Origin of the sequence: Chryseobacterium carnipullorum, assembly GCF_900142785.1 — a bacterium.
Lineage (GTDB): Bacteria > Bacteroidota > Bacteroidia > Flavobacteriales > Weeksellaceae > Chryseobacterium > Chryseobacterium carnipullorum.
Genome location: NZ_FRCD01000005.1, coordinates 204,268 through 219,938, shown reverse-complemented (window position 1 = coordinate 219,938; position 15,671 = coordinate 204,268). Strand labels below are relative to the sequence as shown.

The 15,671-nt window shown below is 38.6% G+C and carries 19 protein-coding genes; 7 read left to right on the top strand and 12 right to left on the bottom strand.

The genetic code is table 11. The annotated features are described in order from the left end of the window. The first annotated feature begins 164 nt into the window (after window positions 1-164). A complete protein-coding gene (locus BUC06_RS07835; protein WP_073332069.1) occupies window positions 165-416 on the top strand; it encodes a VF530 family protein in 252 nt (83 codons plus the stop codon). Window positions 417-531: 115 nt separating this feature from the next. Further along, on the top strand, window positions 532-1,032 hold the full coding sequence (locus BUC06_RS07830) for an FKBP-type peptidyl-prolyl cis-trans isomerase (protein ID WP_073332067.1): 501 nt from the start codon (window positions 532-534) through the stop codon (window positions 1,030-1,032). A gap of 41 nt (window positions 1,033-1,073) precedes the next feature. Here the strand turns inward: BUC06_RS07830 and BUC06_RS07825 are convergent, their stop codons facing one another. Together BUC06_RS07825 and BUC06_RS07820 are read right to left on the bottom strand one after the other, a co-directional pair. Then, window positions 1,074-1,451 (bottom strand): YchJ family protein, encoded by a 378-nt coding sequence (locus BUC06_RS07825; protein ID WP_073332066.1) that lies wholly within the window; start codon window positions 1,449-1,451, stop codon window positions 1,074-1,076. 110 nt (window positions 1,452-1,561) lie between these two features. Continuing rightward, window positions 1,562-3,703 (bottom strand): M3 family metallopeptidase, encoded by a 2,142-nt coding sequence (locus BUC06_RS07820; protein WP_073332063.1) that lies wholly within the window; start codon window positions 3,701-3,703, stop codon window positions 1,562-1,564. Between the two features lie 59 nt (window positions 3,704-3,762). On the opposite strand from BUC06_RS07820, the gene BUC06_RS07815 reads away from it, so the two are divergent. Then, the gene (locus tag BUC06_RS07815; protein WP_073332062.1) at window positions 3,763-4,587 is read left to right on the top strand and encodes a head GIN domain-containing protein; all 825 of its coding nucleotides are present in this window, start codon (window positions 3,763-3,765) and stop codon (window positions 4,585-4,587) included. Window position 4,588: 1 nt separating this feature from the next. Here BUC06_RS07815 and BUC06_RS07810 read toward each other — a convergent pair whose 3' ends face one another. The 5 genes from BUC06_RS07810 to BUC06_RS07790 form a co-directional block, all read right to left on the bottom strand. Further along, window positions 4,589-6,475: a monovalent cation:proton antiporter-2 (CPA2) family protein gene (locus tag BUC06_RS07810; RefSeq protein WP_073332060.1), complete on the bottom strand. Its 1,887-nt coding sequence runs from the start codon at window positions 6,473-6,475 to the stop codon at window positions 4,589-4,591. A gap of 3 nt (window positions 6,476-6,478) precedes the next feature. Beyond that, on the bottom strand, window positions 6,479-7,000 hold the full coding sequence (locus tag BUC06_RS07805; protein WP_073332058.1) for an NAD(P)H-dependent oxidoreductase: 522 nt from the start codon (window positions 6,998-7,000) through the stop codon (window positions 6,479-6,481). Window positions 7,001-7,187: 187 nt separating this feature from the next. After that, a complete protein-coding gene (locus BUC06_RS07800; RefSeq protein ID WP_073332055.1) occupies window positions 7,188-8,003 on the bottom strand; it encodes a TPM domain-containing protein in 816 nt (271 codons plus the stop codon). After that, window positions 7,984-8,412 carry a TPM domain-containing protein gene (locus BUC06_RS07795; protein ID WP_185116975.1) on the bottom strand — a complete coding sequence of 143 codons (429 nt, stop codon included), beginning with the start codon at window positions 8,410-8,412 and terminating at the stop codon, window positions 7,984-7,986. The genes BUC06_RS07800 and BUC06_RS07795 overlap by 20 nt, the downstream gene beginning before the upstream one ends. Continuing rightward, complete coding sequence (locus BUC06_RS07790; protein ID WP_073332050.1) at window positions 8,412-9,017, bottom strand: LemA family protein; 606 nt, start codon at window positions 9,015-9,017, stop codon at window positions 8,412-8,414. Before BUC06_RS07790 ends, BUC06_RS07795 begins: the two co-directional genes overlap by 1 nt. A gap of 73 nt (window positions 9,018-9,090) precedes the next feature. Here BUC06_RS07790 and BUC06_RS07785 point away from each other — a divergent pair, with 73 nt between their 5' ends. Both BUC06_RS07785 and BUC06_RS07780 read left to right on the top strand, forming a co-directional pair. Continuing rightward, window positions 9,091-9,585 (top strand): dihydrofolate reductase, encoded by a 495-nt coding sequence (locus BUC06_RS07785; RefSeq protein ID WP_073332048.1) that lies wholly within the window; start codon window positions 9,091-9,093, stop codon window positions 9,583-9,585. 75 nt (window positions 9,586-9,660) lie between these two features. Next, a complete protein-coding gene (locus BUC06_RS07780) occupies window positions 9,661-10,230 on the top strand; it encodes a hypothetical protein (RefSeq protein ID WP_073332045.1) in 570 nt (189 codons plus the stop codon). 71 nt (window positions 10,231-10,301) lie between these two features. Here BUC06_RS07780 and BUC06_RS07775 read toward each other — a convergent pair whose 3' ends face one another. From BUC06_RS07775 to BUC06_RS07755, 5 genes are all read right to left on the bottom strand, one after another. After that, window positions 10,302-10,934 carry a trimeric intracellular cation channel family protein gene (locus tag BUC06_RS07775; protein WP_073332042.1) on the bottom strand — a complete coding sequence of 211 codons (633 nt, stop codon included), beginning with the start codon at window positions 10,932-10,934 and terminating at the stop codon, window positions 10,302-10,304. Between the two features lie 50 nt (window positions 10,935-10,984). Then, a complete protein-coding gene (locus tag BUC06_RS07770; RefSeq protein WP_394363678.1) occupies window positions 10,985-11,224 on the bottom strand; it encodes a four helix bundle protein in 240 nt (79 codons plus the stop codon). Window positions 11,225-11,342: 118 nt separating this feature from the next. Continuing rightward, complete coding sequence (gene coaD / locus BUC06_RS07765) at window positions 11,343-11,807, bottom strand: pantetheine-phosphate adenylyltransferase (RefSeq protein WP_073332040.1); 465 nt, start codon at window positions 11,805-11,807, stop codon at window positions 11,343-11,345. A gap of 3 nt (window positions 11,808-11,810) precedes the next feature. Beyond that, window positions 11,811-12,266 (bottom strand): hypothetical protein, encoded by a 456-nt coding sequence (locus tag BUC06_RS07760; protein ID WP_073332037.1) that lies wholly within the window; start codon window positions 12,264-12,266, stop codon window positions 11,811-11,813. Continuing rightward, a complete protein-coding gene (locus BUC06_RS07755; protein WP_073332178.1) occupies window positions 12,266-13,249 on the bottom strand; it encodes a D-alanine--D-alanine ligase in 984 nt (327 codons plus the stop codon). The genes BUC06_RS07760 and BUC06_RS07755 overlap by 1 nt, the downstream gene beginning before the upstream one ends. A 155-nt stretch (window positions 13,250-13,404) precedes the next feature. On the opposite strand from BUC06_RS07755, the gene BUC06_RS07750 reads away from it, so the two are divergent. Both BUC06_RS07750 and BUC06_RS07745 read left to right on the top strand, forming a co-directional pair. Next, the gene (locus BUC06_RS07750) at window positions 13,405-14,502 is read left to right on the top strand and encodes a PASTA domain-containing protein (protein WP_073332033.1); all 1,098 of its coding nucleotides are present in this window, start codon (window positions 13,405-13,407) and stop codon (window positions 14,500-14,502) included. A gap of 72 nt (window positions 14,503-14,574) precedes the next feature. Continuing rightward, window positions 14,575-15,648 (top strand): RluA family pseudouridine synthase, encoded by a 1,074-nt coding sequence (locus BUC06_RS07745; RefSeq protein ID WP_181876108.1) that lies wholly within the window; start codon window positions 14,575-14,577, stop codon window positions 15,646-15,648. Window positions 15,649-15,671 lie beyond the last annotated feature (23 nt).

Below are 15,671 nucleotides of genomic sequence, written 5' to 3'. Positions count from 1 at the left end.
AGTTTCCAGTCCGTTAAGCAGAATAACATCTCTGCTCTCCATCAACCTTTTTTGAAATTCAAAAGCTCCGTTGATGACCATTTTTCTGTTGAACAGCTATCAGCATATACGGGGGAAGATTTCCATATCAACTTATAATATTCTACTTTTACAAAAAAATAGCAATGCACGAACCGTCCAAAGATCCATTACACGGAAAAAGACTCGATGCCATTCTCGAAGAACTGTTAGAATACTATGAAGGCTTTGAGAAACTTGGCGAGCAGATCAATATAAAATGCTTTACAGACAATCCAAGTATAAAGTCTTCACTGAAGTTTCTGAGAAAGACAGATTGGGCAAGAACGAAGGTGGAAAGTCTTTATCTTTATGTACTGAGACAGAAGAAGCGGGATGAATCAAAGAATCAAAAGTAAAAAACGATGATGCTTTAAGATTTTTGTTTTAATGTGATTTTCATAATCAATCATTTCAAAAATACTATCTTTGTGCCGTTAATCGTGAAAAAACATCACGAAAAAAAGAAAAAATATGACAATTGAAAACAACCATGTTGTAGCAGTAAGCTATATACTTCATACGATCGAAGAAGATGGAAGTAAGATTCTTGTGGAAGAAACAACAGCCGAAAATCCACTTACATTTTTATATGGTGTAGGAATGATGATTCCAAAATTTGAGCAAAATATCCTTGGCTTAACAGCTGGTGATAAAGCTGCTTTTATTATTCAGCCGGAAGAAGCTTACGGAGAGAAAGATCCGAATTCAATCACCCAATTGCCTATCGATATGTTTCAGGAAGCTGGAATTCCTCCTGTAGGAGCTATTTTACCATTATCCGATGGTCAGGGAAATAATTTCCAGGCATTCGTAGTAGACGTAACTCCGGAAGCAGTAATTGCAGATCTTAACCATCCAATGGCTGGGAAAGTTTTAGATTTCCAGGTGGAAATTGTAAACACACGTCCTGCGACAGAAGAAGAATTGGCACATGGTCACGCTCACGGTGTTGACGGAACAGATGCTCACTAAAAACGATAATGAATGTCCGAATTTTTTTTCGGACATTTTTTTTATTCTAAAAATTCTCCACTCACATAAAACCAACGGTTTTGAATCATTTTGAATTTTGATAATTCGTGATGAACTTCTTTATCTCCTTCCTCGTTGGTATAAAAGGCTTTAAATTCAACCTTGCTTACGGAAGGGGTTGCTACAATTTCCAGCCTGGTCCACTTATTAATTTCACCCCATTCCTGAAGATCTTCTCTATTGTGAAATTTCCTTTTTGCCGGATAGGTAGTTTCCATCAGGTATTCTCCGTTCGGAATCGCGAATGCAGAAAACCGGGAACGCATCAAAGCTTCTGCCGTAGGAGCATGCCTTTCTCCTGTATGGTAAGGCTTACAGCATTCTTCATAAGATTTTCCTGAACAGCAGGGACATTCCATATTTTTCAATTTTTTTGAACGACAAAAATAAACCTTTTATCAATAGAAATAAGCTTAGCTCTTGTATCCATAAAAAAAGAAGCACTCTTTCGAATGCTTCTCTGTAAAATTTATTTTATAAAACCTCTGTTTCTCAATAAAGGTTTGATATCCGGATCGTGTCCTGTAAAATCTCTGAATGCCTGGTTCAGGTCTACAGAATTTCCTACGGAAAGAATGTATTTTCTGAAACGGTCACCATTTTCTCTTGTCAGACCTCCATTGTTTTTGATCCATTCCCATGCATCATTATCAAGGGTTTCAGACCATAGGTAAGCATAATATCCTGCAGAGTATCCTCCACCCCAGATGTGGGCAAAATAAGGCGTGTGATATCTTGGAGGTACGGTAGCCAAAGTAAATCCGTGGCTGGCTAATGATTGCTTTTCAAAATCCAGAACCGGAATGAGCTGACTTTCGTTGGTTACTGTATGCCAGTCCATATCCAGAGCTGCTGCAGAAACAAGTTCTGTCGTCATATATCCCTGATTGAAAGTGGATGCCTTTTTTATTTTTTCAACGAGAGCCTGAGGAATCGGCTGCTTCGTTTCGTAGTGGATCGCATAATTTTTAAGAACAATAGGATCTAAAGCCCAGTGCTCATTGATCTGCGACGGGAATTCCACAAAGTCTCTCGGAACACTTGTTCCTGAAAGCGATGGGTATTTCTGGCTTGCAAACATACCATGGATAGAATGTCCAAACTCATGGAACATTGTAGAAACATCATCATAGCTGATCAACGATGGTTTTCCCGGAGCCGGTTTCTGATAGTTATAACAGTTGACGATAACAGGTTTTGTTCCTAAAAGATAAGACTGCTCAACAAAGTTACTCATCCAAGCACCACCATTTTTAGAATCTCTGGTATAGAAATCAAGATAATAGATGGCAATAGACTTTCCGTCGTGATCAAAAACCTCGTAGGTTACTACATCAGGGTGATAAACCGGAAGATCAGTTCTCTTTTTAAAAGTAAGTCCGTAGAACTTTTCAGCGGCATAGAAAACACCTTTTTCCAAAACAGTGGTTACTTCAAAATAAGGTTTGATCTGGTTTTCATCAAGATCATATTTTGCTTTTCTTACCTGCTCTGCATAGAAATTCCAGTCCCATGGCTCTACTTTGAAACCACCTTTTTGCTGGTCGATCAGATCCTGAATATCTTTGGCTTCCCGTCTTGCCGTTTCTACTGCCGGGGTAGCAATCTGGTTCATTAGTTTCGTTGCTGCCGCAGGCGTTTTGGCCATCTGATCCTGAAGTTTCCATTCAGCGAAGCTTGCTTTTCCCAAAGTCTGGGCTTTTTTAAGTCTTAGCTTGGCTAATTTTTCAATCGTTTCACGGGTATCGTTTCCGTCTCCTTTTTCAGCTCTAAGCCATGATGCCTTGAACAGTTTTTCTCTGGTAGCTCTGTTTTTCAGATTCTGAAGAAGAGGCTGCTGAGTGGTGTTTTGAAGAGCAAGAAGATATTTTCCCGGCTGGCCTGCCGTTTTAGCATCGGTGGCTGCTGCTTCGATCTCATCAGCAGAAAGTCCATCCAGTTCCTTTGCATCAGAGAAAAATACGCCTCCCTGTTTTCTTGCTTCCAATAGTTTATTGGCATATTGCGTAGAAAGTGATGCCAGTTCCTGATTGATCTGCTTTAGTTTTTCTTTGTCAGCTGATGAAAGATTAGCTCCTGCAATTTCAAAGTTCTGTTTGTAAAATTGGACAAGTTTTTTACCTTCCGCATCAAGACCGTCTTCTTTGATTGATTTGATTCTTTTATATAAATTTTCGTTCAGGTACATTTTATCGGAATGGGCTGCAAAAATAGGAGCATATTCCTCGTCTAAAGCCTGAAGGGTAGGGTTGGTGTTCGCGCTTGTAAGATTAGAAAATACGATAGTGGCTCTTTTGAGAACTTCACCACTTTTTTCCAAAGCAACAATTGTATTTTCAAAAGTGGGAGCTTCCGGATTATTGGCAATTTTCAGGATTTCAGCGTCGTGCTGTTTCAGTCCGAAATCGAAAGCAGGTTTGAAATGTTCATTTTTAATTTTATCGAATTCCGGAGCTTCATATTGAAGCTTGCTTTTCTTCATAAAAGGGTTTGAAGATAGAGATGGATCGGTAACAGGAATCTCCTGTTGAGTATCGGTTTTCTTCATTGTAGTACAAGATTGGTTAAGTGCCAGCGCAGAAATTAACAATACCGATGAAATATTTTTCATAAATTAGTTGTTATTAAAGTATAAAGATATTAAAAACTTAATTTATAAACATAGTAAACATGAAATCAACAACTCTTTTTATGTTGTCAGCCTTCGCGCTGATGGCATCATGTAACGAAAGACATGATAAAAGAAACAACGACAATAATAATGATAATGGCTGGGTTGACAAGGTGATCGATAAGGATAAAGGCCCGGTTAAAGAGAAAACATTTAACGGTGATTTTGACGAAATAGAAGTTTCCCAGGCGATTGATGCTGAGGTCATTAAATCTGACGTAGAGAAAGTGGTTATTTCCGCACCAGAAAATATCATCAACGAAATTCTTGTGGACAACGACGGCGGAAAGCTTCATATCCATTACAAAAAAGGGATCAGAGTGATGAACAGCCATCATGTAAAAGCTAAAATCTACACAAAAGATTTCTCAAAAATTATAGCTAATTCTGCAGCAAGCATTACCATAAAAGATAAATTCACACAGGAAAAAGTTAGCATTGATCTATCCAGTGCAGCCAGCGTGACAGGAGATCTGGAAGCCAATGATTTCGATATCTCTGCGGGAAGCAGCAGCAGTTTCAGTGGTAAAATATGGGCTGTAGATCTTGATATTGAAGCATCTTCGGCGGCAAGTCTTGATATTTCTGGGAAGAGCAAAAATGCTGATATCACTTCTTCATCAGGCAGCAGTGTATCAGCGAAAGATCTCATTGTAGACCATCTGAAAGCGGATGCCTCCAGTGGTGCAAGCCTTCAGGTAAGCGCTGTTGATTCAGTAGATGCCGAAGCTTCTTCCGGTGGAAGTGTGGATGTTTCTAAAAAAGGAGAACTTAAAAACGTAACCAAGCAGGAAAGTAGTGGCGGCAGCGTCAGTATTCAATAAATCAATCTGGAGTTTCCTCGTCATTATCATCATCTACTGACGAGGATCCTTCCCAGTCTCTGTTATCAAAATTAAGATTATCAAAAGCCAATAATTCCTCCTCACGCTGGAGGATTTCTTTTGTGGTAAAAGATAAGATCTCGTCATCACCTTTTGCTTTGGCCAATCTTCGGATGGAAGCTTTGTCTATTGCCATAAATCGTTGACCAAGACGTCTTGCCGCATATTTTCTCATCCCGGTCTCATGAAGAACATCTACCGCCATATCTACGGCAGTTCCTAATGTTTCCCGGTAAATATTTTCAATACCGTTGTTGAGGTAGTCATAGGCGTCGATTCTGTTTTTAGCCCTTACAAAAATTTGCACCTTCGGATAATGTTCCCGGACCAGATCTGCAATGAATTTATTATCATTCCGGTCATCAAGACATAAAACTAAAATTTCAGCATCTTCAATTCCCGCAGCTCTTAAAATAGGAATTCGGGTAGCATCACCGTAATACACTTTAAAACCATGACTTCTCAGAATTTTTACCCGGTCAGAATCTCTGTCCAGAACGGTTGCTGAGATTTTATTTGCTTTTAAAAGACGTCCTACTGTACTTCCGAAATGTCCGAAACCAACAATAATGATCTTCTTTTGGCTTACATCATTGTCCAGAATATTGAAATCATTCTCTTCATCAGGTATTTCTCTTATAAATTTGGGAGTAATGAATTTGTCATTAATAATTAGAAGGATAGGAGTGATACACATCGTTATTGCCGTAACAGCCATCATTTGTGCATTAAGTTCAGGCGTTAAAAGATAAAGATCCGACGCATAATTGATCAGGACAAATGCAAATTCCCCTACCTGAGAAAGAGCAAAAGCATAAAATAAACTTTGTGGCGTATCAATTTTGAAAAACTTTCCGATGGCATAAAGCACCACAAATTTTACTGCAAGTACGGCAAAAACAGTAGAGAAGATAAACAGAGGATCCTGCTGAATGATATTAAAATTAATGGTAGAACCTACACTGACAAAGAATACAGCTAAAAGAAGTCCCTTAAAAGGATTGATCTGTGCTTCAAGTTCATGCCTGAATTCACTGTTGGCAAGCATGACTCCGGCAAGGAAAGCTCCCAAGGCAGGTGAAAGGCCTATGGCAGCCATAAGCTCCGAAACCCCTATGACAAGGAATAAAGAAGAAGCGGTTAGGAGTTCTGTCATTCCCGACTTTGAAACATATCTTAAAAAGGGTACAAATACATATCTTCCCAGCAAAATTAGAATAGCAACGCCTAAAATAACGGTTCCGGCCTGAAGCCACTCCGGAAGTTTCTGAATGATAATCTGAATTTCGTTATCCTGATGACTCGCTTTATAATTGGCAATGATTGGCAGGATAGCAAGAATAGGGATCACCGCAATATCCTGAAACAAAAGGGTAGAGAAAGAAGCTTCTCCAGCCATGGTTTTAAAGTTGTTTTTTTCCTGTAAAGTCTGCAATACAATAGCAGTAGAAGAGAGTGCGAAACACATCGCAATGGCAATCGCTTTATCTATTCTCCATCCTGCACTGATGAAAACCAGAAAAAGGAGTGAAATAGAAAGCAGCATCTGCGTAAGCCCAAGACCCATTATTTTTTTCCGCATTTCCCAGAATTTACGGGGTTCCAGTTCCAGTCCTACCAAAAAAAGAAGCATGATCACTCCAAACTCACTGGCATGCATAATGTCATTGACATCTTTTCCGGTAAGCCGAAGAACATAAGGCCCGATGATGATACCGCCTAAAATATATCCGATCACTGAACTCAGTCCAAATTTTCTCGCCAGCGGAACCATGATAATGGCTACACCTAAGAAAATTAATGTATTCATTGCTAAGCTGGACTCCATAGGCTATTGATTGAGTAGTTGTGTAAATTCTTTTTTATGTAAAATAATATCTTTTTTGCTCAGTTTATGGGCTTCGTAAACGATCTTGATATGTTTGATATCAGCTTTGAAAACCTTTAAAGAGACAATCAGCCCGCTGATCAGCTCTTCCACCGTATATTGATACGTTCCGTTTTTGCTGAAAGATCTTTCTTTTCCTCCTGTTGTAATCAGAATATAAATCTCTTTGCCTTCCAGTGGATTGGTTTCACCTTCCCGCAGCCAGTCCCTGTCAAAAACTTCATCGATCCACAATCTTAATAAGGGAGGCATTCCGAACCAGATGAGCGGAAACTGAAAGATAAAACGGTCATAATTCCTTAATCTTTTTCGCTCCCTGAAGGCCGCAATATGAAAATCCGGATATTCCTCGTAAAGATCTCTGAGGGTAAAATGCTGGTGACGGACATAGAAATTAATGAGCTCTAGATTGGAGTTAGAGTGCTCTAAATAGGGATGTGCAAAAACTACCAGCGTCTTCTTCATAAACCTGTTTTCAGTAAATATAATGAAAAATTATTGGATAAAAGACGGTTTTTAAGTGGTTTTGTTAACTTTTTAATAGGTGAAGTTGAATTTAGTGTTACAATAAACTAAAGAAACGATTAGATTTTAGCATTTTAAATAAAAAAATCGGGCAGTATGCCCGATTATATTAAAAGTCGTTATTTTTTTACCATCCGCCGGAAGCCCCTCCGCCACCGAAGCTTCCTCCGCCGCCGAAACCGCCGAATCCACCTCCGCCACCGGAACTTCCGCCACCAAAGCCACCGCCTCCTCCGAAGCTGCCCGGGAAAGGGAAGAATCCGCCTGGATAATTTCTACGTCCTCTTCTGGTGATGATCACATCATCGTCATCATTATTGCCGCCACCACGTCCTCCGCCTCTACCCCCGAAGAGAAAGGCCAGAATGATAAAGATGACAAAGGCAATCAGAATAATTTTAAATGCACTTCCATTGCCTGAAGGTGCTGAGGTTTCCGTAGGTTTGAATTTCCCCTGAACTGCCTCCATAATGGCTGAGGTGCCCCTGTTGATCCCTTCGTACCATTGTCCCTGTCTGAAATTGGGAGTAACGATATAGTCAAGGATCTGTCCCGCCACAGAAGCGGTAAGATACTGTTCTACGGCCCGTCCCTGCTGGATGGACATGGTCTTGTCTTCTGTAGCAATAAGGAAAACGACCCCGTTATCTACTCCCTTTTTTCCGATTTTCCATTGCTCACCGAACATGGTTGCGAGAAAGTTCACATCTTCCCCTTTTGTGGAACGAATAATGATCACTTCAATTTCCGTGGACGTAGAGTCTGCAAATTTGATCAGCTTATTGTTCAGCTCGTCTTTTTGCTGTTGAGTAAGCAATCCTGCTTCATCAAACACAGGATACAAAACCGCCGGCTTTTGGGGAATCGTATACTGTGCTGATACAAAAGTGTAAAAGCAGAGGAGTAAAAATGAAAATAACAGTTTAAGAGAACGTAATTTCATTAGAGAGCTGATTGGGATTTTTTCCCTGAACAGGAAAATATTTTTTTAATTCGAGACCCGTTTCCAGGATGCCGCTTTTTAAAGCTTTACAATAATTTCCTTTCGCAAATTCAGCAGTAATAAAGTCGTGGAGGTGATCCCAATACGACTGGTGTACCCTTTCATGGATTCCGATGTCACCAATGATGGTAAGATATTTCTGTTCGAAATTCACATGAAAAAGCACCGCATTTCTGTCAACAGTTTTATTCATACAGAGTTCCCTGAAAACTTCAAATGCAGTGTTTGCATTCTTATTTTCCGTGTTCGAGTCAATGTGTATCCTGATCTCGCCTGTAGAATGTTCTTCTGCCGACTGTATCGCTTCCACCAGGGAAGTGATTTGCTGATTTGTCAGAAAACGATTCATTATTTAAATACTTCAGGTGCTTTTTCTGCACCGGCTTCAGCCTTGAAGAAAGGTTTCTCTTTAAAGTTGGTAAAGTTGGCCAGAATATTATTCGGGAACGTTTTGATCGTAGTATTGTAATCTTTGGCAGCGTCATTATAGTAAACCGTTTCGGTTCTGATGCTGTTTTCAATTGCCGTAAACTCTCTCTGGAAATTGATGTACTGCTGGTCCGCTTTTAAATTTGGATAAGATTCCACAACCGCCATTAATCTGCTTAATGCTCCGGATAATTCTCCCTGTGCAGACTGGAATTTCGCCAGATCAGCTTCTGTCATATTCGTAGGGTCGATTTGGATGGAAGTCGCTTTAGAGCGTGCTTCAACAACTTTCGTTAAGGTTTCCTGTTCAAATTTTGAATACGATTTAACCGTTCTTTCAAGGTTTGGAATAAGGTTGGCCCTTTTTTGATAGACCGTTTCGATATTAGACCATTTGGAATTGACGTTCTGTTCTTTTGAAACAAAATTATTATAACCGTTTTTCCCCCAAAAGAATAGTACACCTACAATGATAAGCAGAGCAATACCGATAGTTCCTGCGCTCAGGCAGCCTTTATTTTTCATAGTTTATTTTTTTTAATTTTTTGTGCTGATCAAATATACAAATTATGTGCTAATTTTGTAAAAAATTATTAGAATGACAACAATAGTGGTGGCAATGGGAGAGAAGAATGAGATCGGTTTTGACAACAAACTGCTCTGGCATCTTCCTACAGACCTGAAACACTTTAAAGATCTGACTTCCGGACATCCTATCATCATGGGAAGAAAAACCTATGAAAGCATTGGAAAGGCGTTACCTAACCGTACAAATATTGTTATTTCCAGAAAGAAAAACTGGTTTGAAGAAGGAATTTTAATTGTAGGAAGCATCAAAGAGGCTTTGAAATTTGCCAAAAAGATTGATGAAAATATCTTCATCATCGGGGGCGGAAAAATTTATGAGCAGACGATCGATATGGCTGACAAATTGGAAGTCACTTTGGTAAAAGCCGATCTTGAAGCTGATACTTTCTTCCCTAAGATCGACATGAAGATATGGAAAAAAACGGAAGAGACCTGCCATGAAAAAGATGAAAAAAATCAATACGATTTTTGTTTTCAGACTTTTGAAAGAATCAAGACTCAGTAGTTATGAAAATTCTAACTTCTTACCTCTAGCTTCTAACCTGTAAATTTTCTATCTTTGCACTCTTAAAATTGAATAATGAATAAGTACATAAAAATTGTAATTGCAGCAGTTCTTATACTTCTAGGACTTTATATGATGATTTTCACAAGAAATCTAGGCTGGGGAATTGTAGTATTCCTTCTTGCAGCACTGCCTGTTTTACTTTTCATCAAAAACGAATATATCCTTCTTGCCTTCTGGCAGCTGAGAAAACAAAATATGGAAAAAGCCGCAAAATGGTTAAATGGGATCACCAATTACCAGGCGCAGCTTCATAAATCACAGTATGGATATTTCCACTATTTGTTGGGACTTACCCAGGCTCAGGAACATCCAGCGAAAGTAGAACCTCTGATGAAAAAAGCTTTGGAGTATGGCTTGAATATGAAACATGACCGAGCTATGGCTACATTAAATCTTGCTGCAGTAGCCATTTCCAAAGGAAGAAGACAGGAAGGGCAAAAGCTTCTGGAAGAGGCTAAAAGATTAGACAGTGCAGGAATGATGGCGGATCAGATTAAAATGATGAAAGATCAGCTTAAAATGCCTTCTATGCAGAAGCACATGCACAACCCGAATATGAGACAGAGAGGGAAATCCTTCTAAGAAATTACATACAAACAATGAAAGCACCTGATGGAGTGCTTTTTTTATTTTGTAAACGGTAAATAGAGTGTTTACATTTCAGAATTCTGATCATATCCATAAAACTTAGGCATCTGCCAATGGTATTTTACGGCAAGCGTTCTGATGGCCACAATCAATAAAATCGTAAAGATTTGTATGAAGGTGTACGAAAGTGGAATTAATTTAGTCATTAAAAGAAAGGCAGATCCTCCAACGATACATGCCGTAGCATAGATTTCTTTCCTGAAGATCAGCGGAATTCTGTTCAGGAGAATGTCCCGTATAATCCCTCCAAAGCAGCCTGTGATGGTTCCCAGTGCGATACAGATCAGCGGATGAATATCGGCATGAAGTCCTTTCTGAACTCCGATAATAGTAAACAGTCCCAGTCCGAAACTGTCAAAAATAAACAAAGTCACCTTGAAGTTTTTTTCAATAGACTTGAAAATCATCGCAAAAATACTTGTTCCTAGAATGAGGGCACATGTAAGAAGATCGTGCATCCAGAATACCGGAATATCAAGCAATAAGTCCCTTACCGTTCCTCCTCCTACAGAAGTAACGAACGCAATAATCAGCACCCCGAAAGGATCAAGGCGTTTCTGCATAGCCGCAAAACTCCCGGACATGGCAAAGGAAATCGTTCCGAGTACTTCTATGGCAAAATTGAACTGTTCGTGCATATATTTATGAGTAATAGGTAATGGGCAATGAGTAATAAAAATTATGCCATTTAAAGTTGGGATAATCTAAATTTATATTTAGTCATAACCTCTACAAGTTCTTCACATTCTGATTTTAAATGTATTATTTTTTCAGGACTTAGATATTCCAGTTCTTCAATGATTTCAAGCCAAAGTTGAGTCTCATCAATTTTTTCTACAACAATGCAGAGTTTCGCAAATTTTTCCTTTTCAGATCTTTCTCTTGAAACAGCTCTGTAATTTGCTGCCACTGAAGTGGAAGATCTTATGATTTGCTTTTTTATGACCGAAACATCATCTGAATAAGGTAATGATGAGAGATTTAATCACAAGAATGAAAAAGTTTTTAGTTCTTTCCCAAATTACTCATTACCTATTACTCATTAATTATTTTTTTACCCTAACAGAGTCTGGAACCAGCAGTTCATATTCTCCGTCATGGTTGATGATCTCTCTTACAATGCTGCTGCTGATGAAAGATTTTCCTGATGAAGTTAATAAAAATACAGTTTCCAGCTTTTTGTGGGCCAAAGTCCGGTTGGTATGAGCAATGGCTTTCTCAAATTCAAAATCGGCAGGGTTTCTTAAGCCTCTCAGAATGTACTGAGCATTCTTTTCGAAACAGTAGTCTACCGTTAATCCTTCAAAAAAATCAACTTCCACATTGGGAAATTCTGCTACGGAATTTTGAATAAATTCCATCCTTTTTTCCATCGGAAACATATATTTTTTTTGGGAATTCTGCCCGATGGCAATAATCAGTTTGTCAAAAAGCGGAGCCGCTCTTTCAATAATATCATAATGTCCCAGAGTAATAGGATCAAAAGATCCGGGGAAAACAGCAATTTTCATATCCTAGTTGTTTTCGTTTGATTTTTCGTAGAACAGCTTTAAATTTTCAATATTTAAGCTGCAGTTATTATTTAGAACCTGATTGGAAGAAAGATTTAATATTAAGTCATTTCTTCCTATTATTTTTGAATTTTTATAAAGCTTTTCAATAGGATGCAAATTAATGATGCCTTCAAAATTTCCGCTTTCATTTTTTTTTATAATTACGGAAAATAATATAGTGTTATCCAAAGAAAGAATCTCAAAATAGTTGGGAACCTTTTCATTGTTTATAACTAAATCTCTTTTTTTGATATAGTTAAAGCATTTTTTTTCATCCAAGTAGATGGCGTCATCAGAAAAATTGATATTCTTAGGCTCCAGTCCGCTCTTGGAAATATCTAACTCAAGTGTTTTTGTATACTTCTGAGCAAATGTAACAAGAGGAATTAATAATAAAATAGAAAATAACTTTACCATTACTTATGAATTGCTTTTTCTACTTCGTTTCCACACAGATCCATGATGGAGATTCCATAATGTCTTGCCTGTTGCGGAAGAATGCTGGCAGGGGAGAATCCTGGATTGGTATTCATTTCAAGCATATAAGGAATGCCGTCCATAAGGATAAATTCACTTCTTGAGAAACCGCTCATTCCAAGAGAATTGTAAGCTCTTTTTGAAATTTCTTCCACTCTGATTCTGGTGGCATCGTCAATTCTTGCCGGGGTAATTTCTTCTGATGCTCCTTCATATTTAGCTTCATAATCGAAGAATTCATTCGTAGGGACAATTTCAGTAATCCCTAAAACCAGGGTTTCACCTTTGAAATCAATAACGCCTACGGACACTTCCATTCCGTCCAGAAAGCTCTCAATAAGAATTTCATCATCTTCTTTAAAGGCAATTTCAGTAGCCGCGATCAGTTCCGACTGCTCTTTAACTTTAGAAATCCCAAGAGAGGATCCTGACTGGTTGGGTTTAACGAAGACCGGAAGGCCAAGACTTTCAACGATTTCATCAGCATTAATCTCTTCTCCTTTTCTTAGATAAATACTTTTAGCAGAAGGAATTCCATATTTTGACAATACCGCCAAGGTGTCTTTTTTATTAAAGGTCAAAGCACTTTGATAGAAATCACAACCTGTATATTTTTGTCCTATGGCATCCCAATAGGCCTGAAGAATTCCATTTTCACCCGGTGTTCCGTGGATAATATTGAAACAGACATCAAATTTCAGGGTTTCATTATCATCTAATGTCACTGAAAAATCTCCGCGGTTGATTTCATATTTTTTATCATTATCCCCTAAAAAATACCATTCATCTTTAAGGATGACCACTTTATATACATCATAAAGATTTCTGTCCAGAGAATCGTAGATCAACTGACCGCTTTTTAAGGAAACCACATATTCGTCTGAATAGCCTCCCATGACAACGGCAACACTTTTTTTGCTCATAACCATTATAGTATCAATTAAAGCAAATTTAATCATTTTATGTAATGCAATAAGGGAAATTCAGAAATTTTAAAATTGAAAATGAATTGTGTTAAATAAAAGTACATTTAAAATTATTAGCTATATTTGCCGTTATAATTAAAGTATTTTTAAGTATGCTTAAATCACTTTTCAATTGGAAAGTTTTACTGAATTTAGTAGTCGCCATCGGTGTTTTTGTGGGATTGGTGTGGCTTACTTTCCGTTGGTTGGAGTATCATACCAATCACGGTCAGGAAATTCCCGTGCCCAATGTCATCAATAAATCTGTTTATGATGCCGTGAAAATATTGGAAGATACAGGACTGGAATATGAAGTAGACAGTGCGGAGTACAATCCTAAATATAAGCCTTTTCAGGTTTTAAAGATGCATCCTATATCCAGTTCGAGGGTAAAACCGGGATCGCTGGTAAGAATTGTAGTCAACCCAAGAACCTGGGCTCCTATTACTGTTCCTGATGTGATCAACCGATATTCGGGGCTGGCTTTCCAGAGACTGGATCAGGTGGGCCTTAAGATCGGAGACACTATTTATGAACCAAGTATTCAGAAAGATGCTCTTTTAAGAATATTATATAAAGGTAATGCTGTTAATCCGGGATCACGTCTTCCGAGATTCTCTGTCATTGATGTTGTTGTAGGATCAGGGCCCATGAGGAATATTTCAATTCCTAGTGTCGTAGGACTTACTGTAAAAGAGGCTAGAGCAGTGATCTCGAAAAGTATGTTTGAAATAGGATTGGTAGAACATGAAGATGGAAGTAAAGACGAATCTGATATTATTTATTATCAGGATCCTGCTTCCGGAGATGTAAGAGATCAGGGAATGCAGATCGATCTTTGGGCAAGTAAAAGAACACCTGCTGAGCTTAGAGCAAAAGTAGAACAGCTGAACTCTATTTATCGTATGAAGGTGGATACTTCATTGCCTCCGGTACATTATGATGAAGTTCCCAACCATGTGGAACCCAATTACGATCCACCTGTAGCAGCACCTGTACCTAAAAAAGAAATTCCAAAATCTGAACCGACCAAAACGGAACCGGCCAAAACCAGTACAGCTGCTGGGGCTAAACCTGCCGGAACCGGAGCTGAAAAACCTAAAACTACTGCAACAGGTAGTCAGGGTTCAGGAAATAAGACGGCGACTTCTGGAAATACAGCACAACAGCCAGCTCAAAAACCAAAAGCTAAAAAAGTAGTAGTAGAATAATAACGGTTTATGATATAAAATATAGGCTTCAACTGCAAAATGTTGGGGCCTTTTGCGTAAAAAAATAAAATAATGGCAGAAGATAACGAGGATTTTTTAGATGAAGAATTATTAGATTCCGACAGTATGGAGAATATCGATATTGATGAGGAAAATAAAGGTTTGTACGAGCATCTTAACATCAAAGTTGATAAAAAACAGGAGCCGTTAAGAATCGATAAGTTCCTATTAATATACAGACAAAACTCTTCACGGAATAAAATTTCGCAAACCTGCAGGGCGGGGAACGTGATCGTAAACGGAGCTCCGGTAAAACAGAATTACCGTGTAAAACCGGGAGACCAGATCTCTGTGCTTCTTACCCATCCGCCGAGAGAGAATGTGATCATTCCTCAGGATATCCCTGTGAATATCATTTATGAAGATGATGATTTGGTAGTGGTGGATAAAGAACCCGGCATGGTTGTACATCCCGGCCACGGAAACTGGGATAAAACATTGGTGAATGCATTGGCTTTCCATTTTGAAAAGAATGGCCAGAAATCTGATCTGGACAGGGTAGGTCTTGTGCACAGAATTGATAAAGATACTTCCGGACTCCTGGTGGTCGCAAAAAATGAATATGCATTGAGCTTTTTAGCGAAGCAGTTTTTTAACAGAACCACCAAAAGATTGTACTGGGCTTTTGTCTGGGGAAATCCTTCAGAAGACGAAGGTACTATTAAAGGGCATATAGGAAGACATCCGAAGAATAGAATGCAGATGTCCGTTTATGAGGACGGAAGCCATGGGAAGCATGCTGTTACACACTACAAGGTGCTGGAACGCTTCAAATATATGACGTGGGTGGAATGTAAACTTGAAACAGGAAGAACGCACCAGATCAGGGCCCATTTCAAACATATCGGCCATACTTTGTTTAACGATGAAAGATACGAAGGACATACCCCTCTCAGAGGAGTGAATCTACCTAAGTATAAGCAGTTTATAAAAAATGTTTTTGAAATTCTTCCCAGACATGCACTTCATGCGCATACTTTAGGGTTTATACACCCAACCACAAAAAAGGAATTATATTTTGAGAGCCCAATGCCGGAAGATATGGCGGATGCCGTAAAAAAATGGAGAAATTATTTAGAAAACTAAAAATATATTGAGAATTTTTTTAT

Excerpts from the sequence above, each read along its gene's own strand:
- BUC06_RS07745 (WP_181876108.1), top strand. The coding sequence starts at position 14,575 with ATGGCAGAAGATAACGAGGATTTTTTAGATGAAGAATTATTAGATTCC.
- BUC06_RS07805 (WP_073332058.1), bottom strand. The coding sequence starts at position 7,000 with ATGAAGAAGACGCTGGTAGTTTTTGCACATCCCTATTTAGAGCACTCT.
- BUC06_RS07750 (WP_073332033.1), top strand. The coding sequence starts at position 13,405 with ATGCTTAAATCACTTTTCAATTGGAAAGTTTTACTGAATTTAGTAGTC.
- BUC06_RS07815 (WP_073332062.1), top strand. The coding sequence starts at position 3,763 with ATGAAATCAACAACTCTTTTTATGTTGTCAGCCTTCGCGCTGATGGCA.
- BUC06_RS07830 (WP_073332067.1), top strand. The coding sequence starts at position 532 with ATGACAATTGAAAACAACCATGTTGTAGCAGTAAGCTATATACTTCAT.
- BUC06_RS07800 (WP_073332055.1), bottom strand. The coding sequence starts at position 8,003 with ATGAAATTACGTTCTCTTAAACTGTTATTTTCATTTTTACTCCTCTGC.
- BUC06_RS07785 (WP_073332048.1), top strand. The coding sequence starts at position 9,091 with ATGACAACAATAGTGGTGGCAATGGGAGAGAAGAATGAGATCGGTTTT.
- BUC06_RS07795 (WP_185116975.1), bottom strand. The coding sequence starts at position 8,412 with ATGAATCGTTTTCTGACAAATCAGCAAATCACTTCCCTGGTGGAAGCG.
- BUC06_RS07820 (WP_073332063.1), bottom strand. The coding sequence starts at position 3,703 with ATGAAAAATATTTCATCGGTATTGTTAATTTCTGCGCTGGCACTTAAC.
- BUC06_RS07760 (WP_073332037.1), bottom strand. The coding sequence starts at position 12,266 with ATGGTAAAGTTATTTTCTATTTTATTATTAATTCCTCTTGTTACATTT.
- BUC06_RS07835 (WP_073332069.1), top strand. The coding sequence starts at position 165 with ATGCACGAACCGTCCAAAGATCCATTACACGGAAAAAGACTCGATGCC.
- BUC06_RS07825 (WP_073332066.1), bottom strand. The coding sequence starts at position 1,451 with ATGGAATGTCCCTGCTGTTCAGGAAAATCTTATGAAGAATGCTGTAAG.
- BUC06_RS07780 (WP_073332045.1), top strand. The coding sequence starts at position 9,661 with ATGAATAAGTACATAAAAATTGTAATTGCAGCAGTTCTTATACTTCTA.
- coaD (WP_073332040.1), bottom strand. The coding sequence starts at position 11,807 with ATGAAAATTGCTGTTTTCCCCGGATCTTTTGATCCTATTACTCTGGGA.
- BUC06_RS07810 (WP_073332060.1), bottom strand. The coding sequence starts at position 6,475 with ATGGAGTCCAGCTTAGCAATGAATACATTAATTTTCTTAGGTGTAGCC.
- BUC06_RS07790 (WP_073332050.1), bottom strand. The coding sequence starts at position 9,017 with ATGAAAAATAAAGGCTGCCTGAGCGCAGGAACTATCGGTATTGCTCTG.
- BUC06_RS07775 (WP_073332042.1), bottom strand. The coding sequence starts at position 10,934 with ATGCACGAACAGTTCAATTTTGCCATAGAAGTACTCGGAACGATTTCC.
- BUC06_RS07755 (WP_073332178.1), bottom strand. The coding sequence starts at position 13,249 with ATGAGCAAAAAAAGTGTTGCCGTTGTCATGGGAGGCTATTCAGACGAA.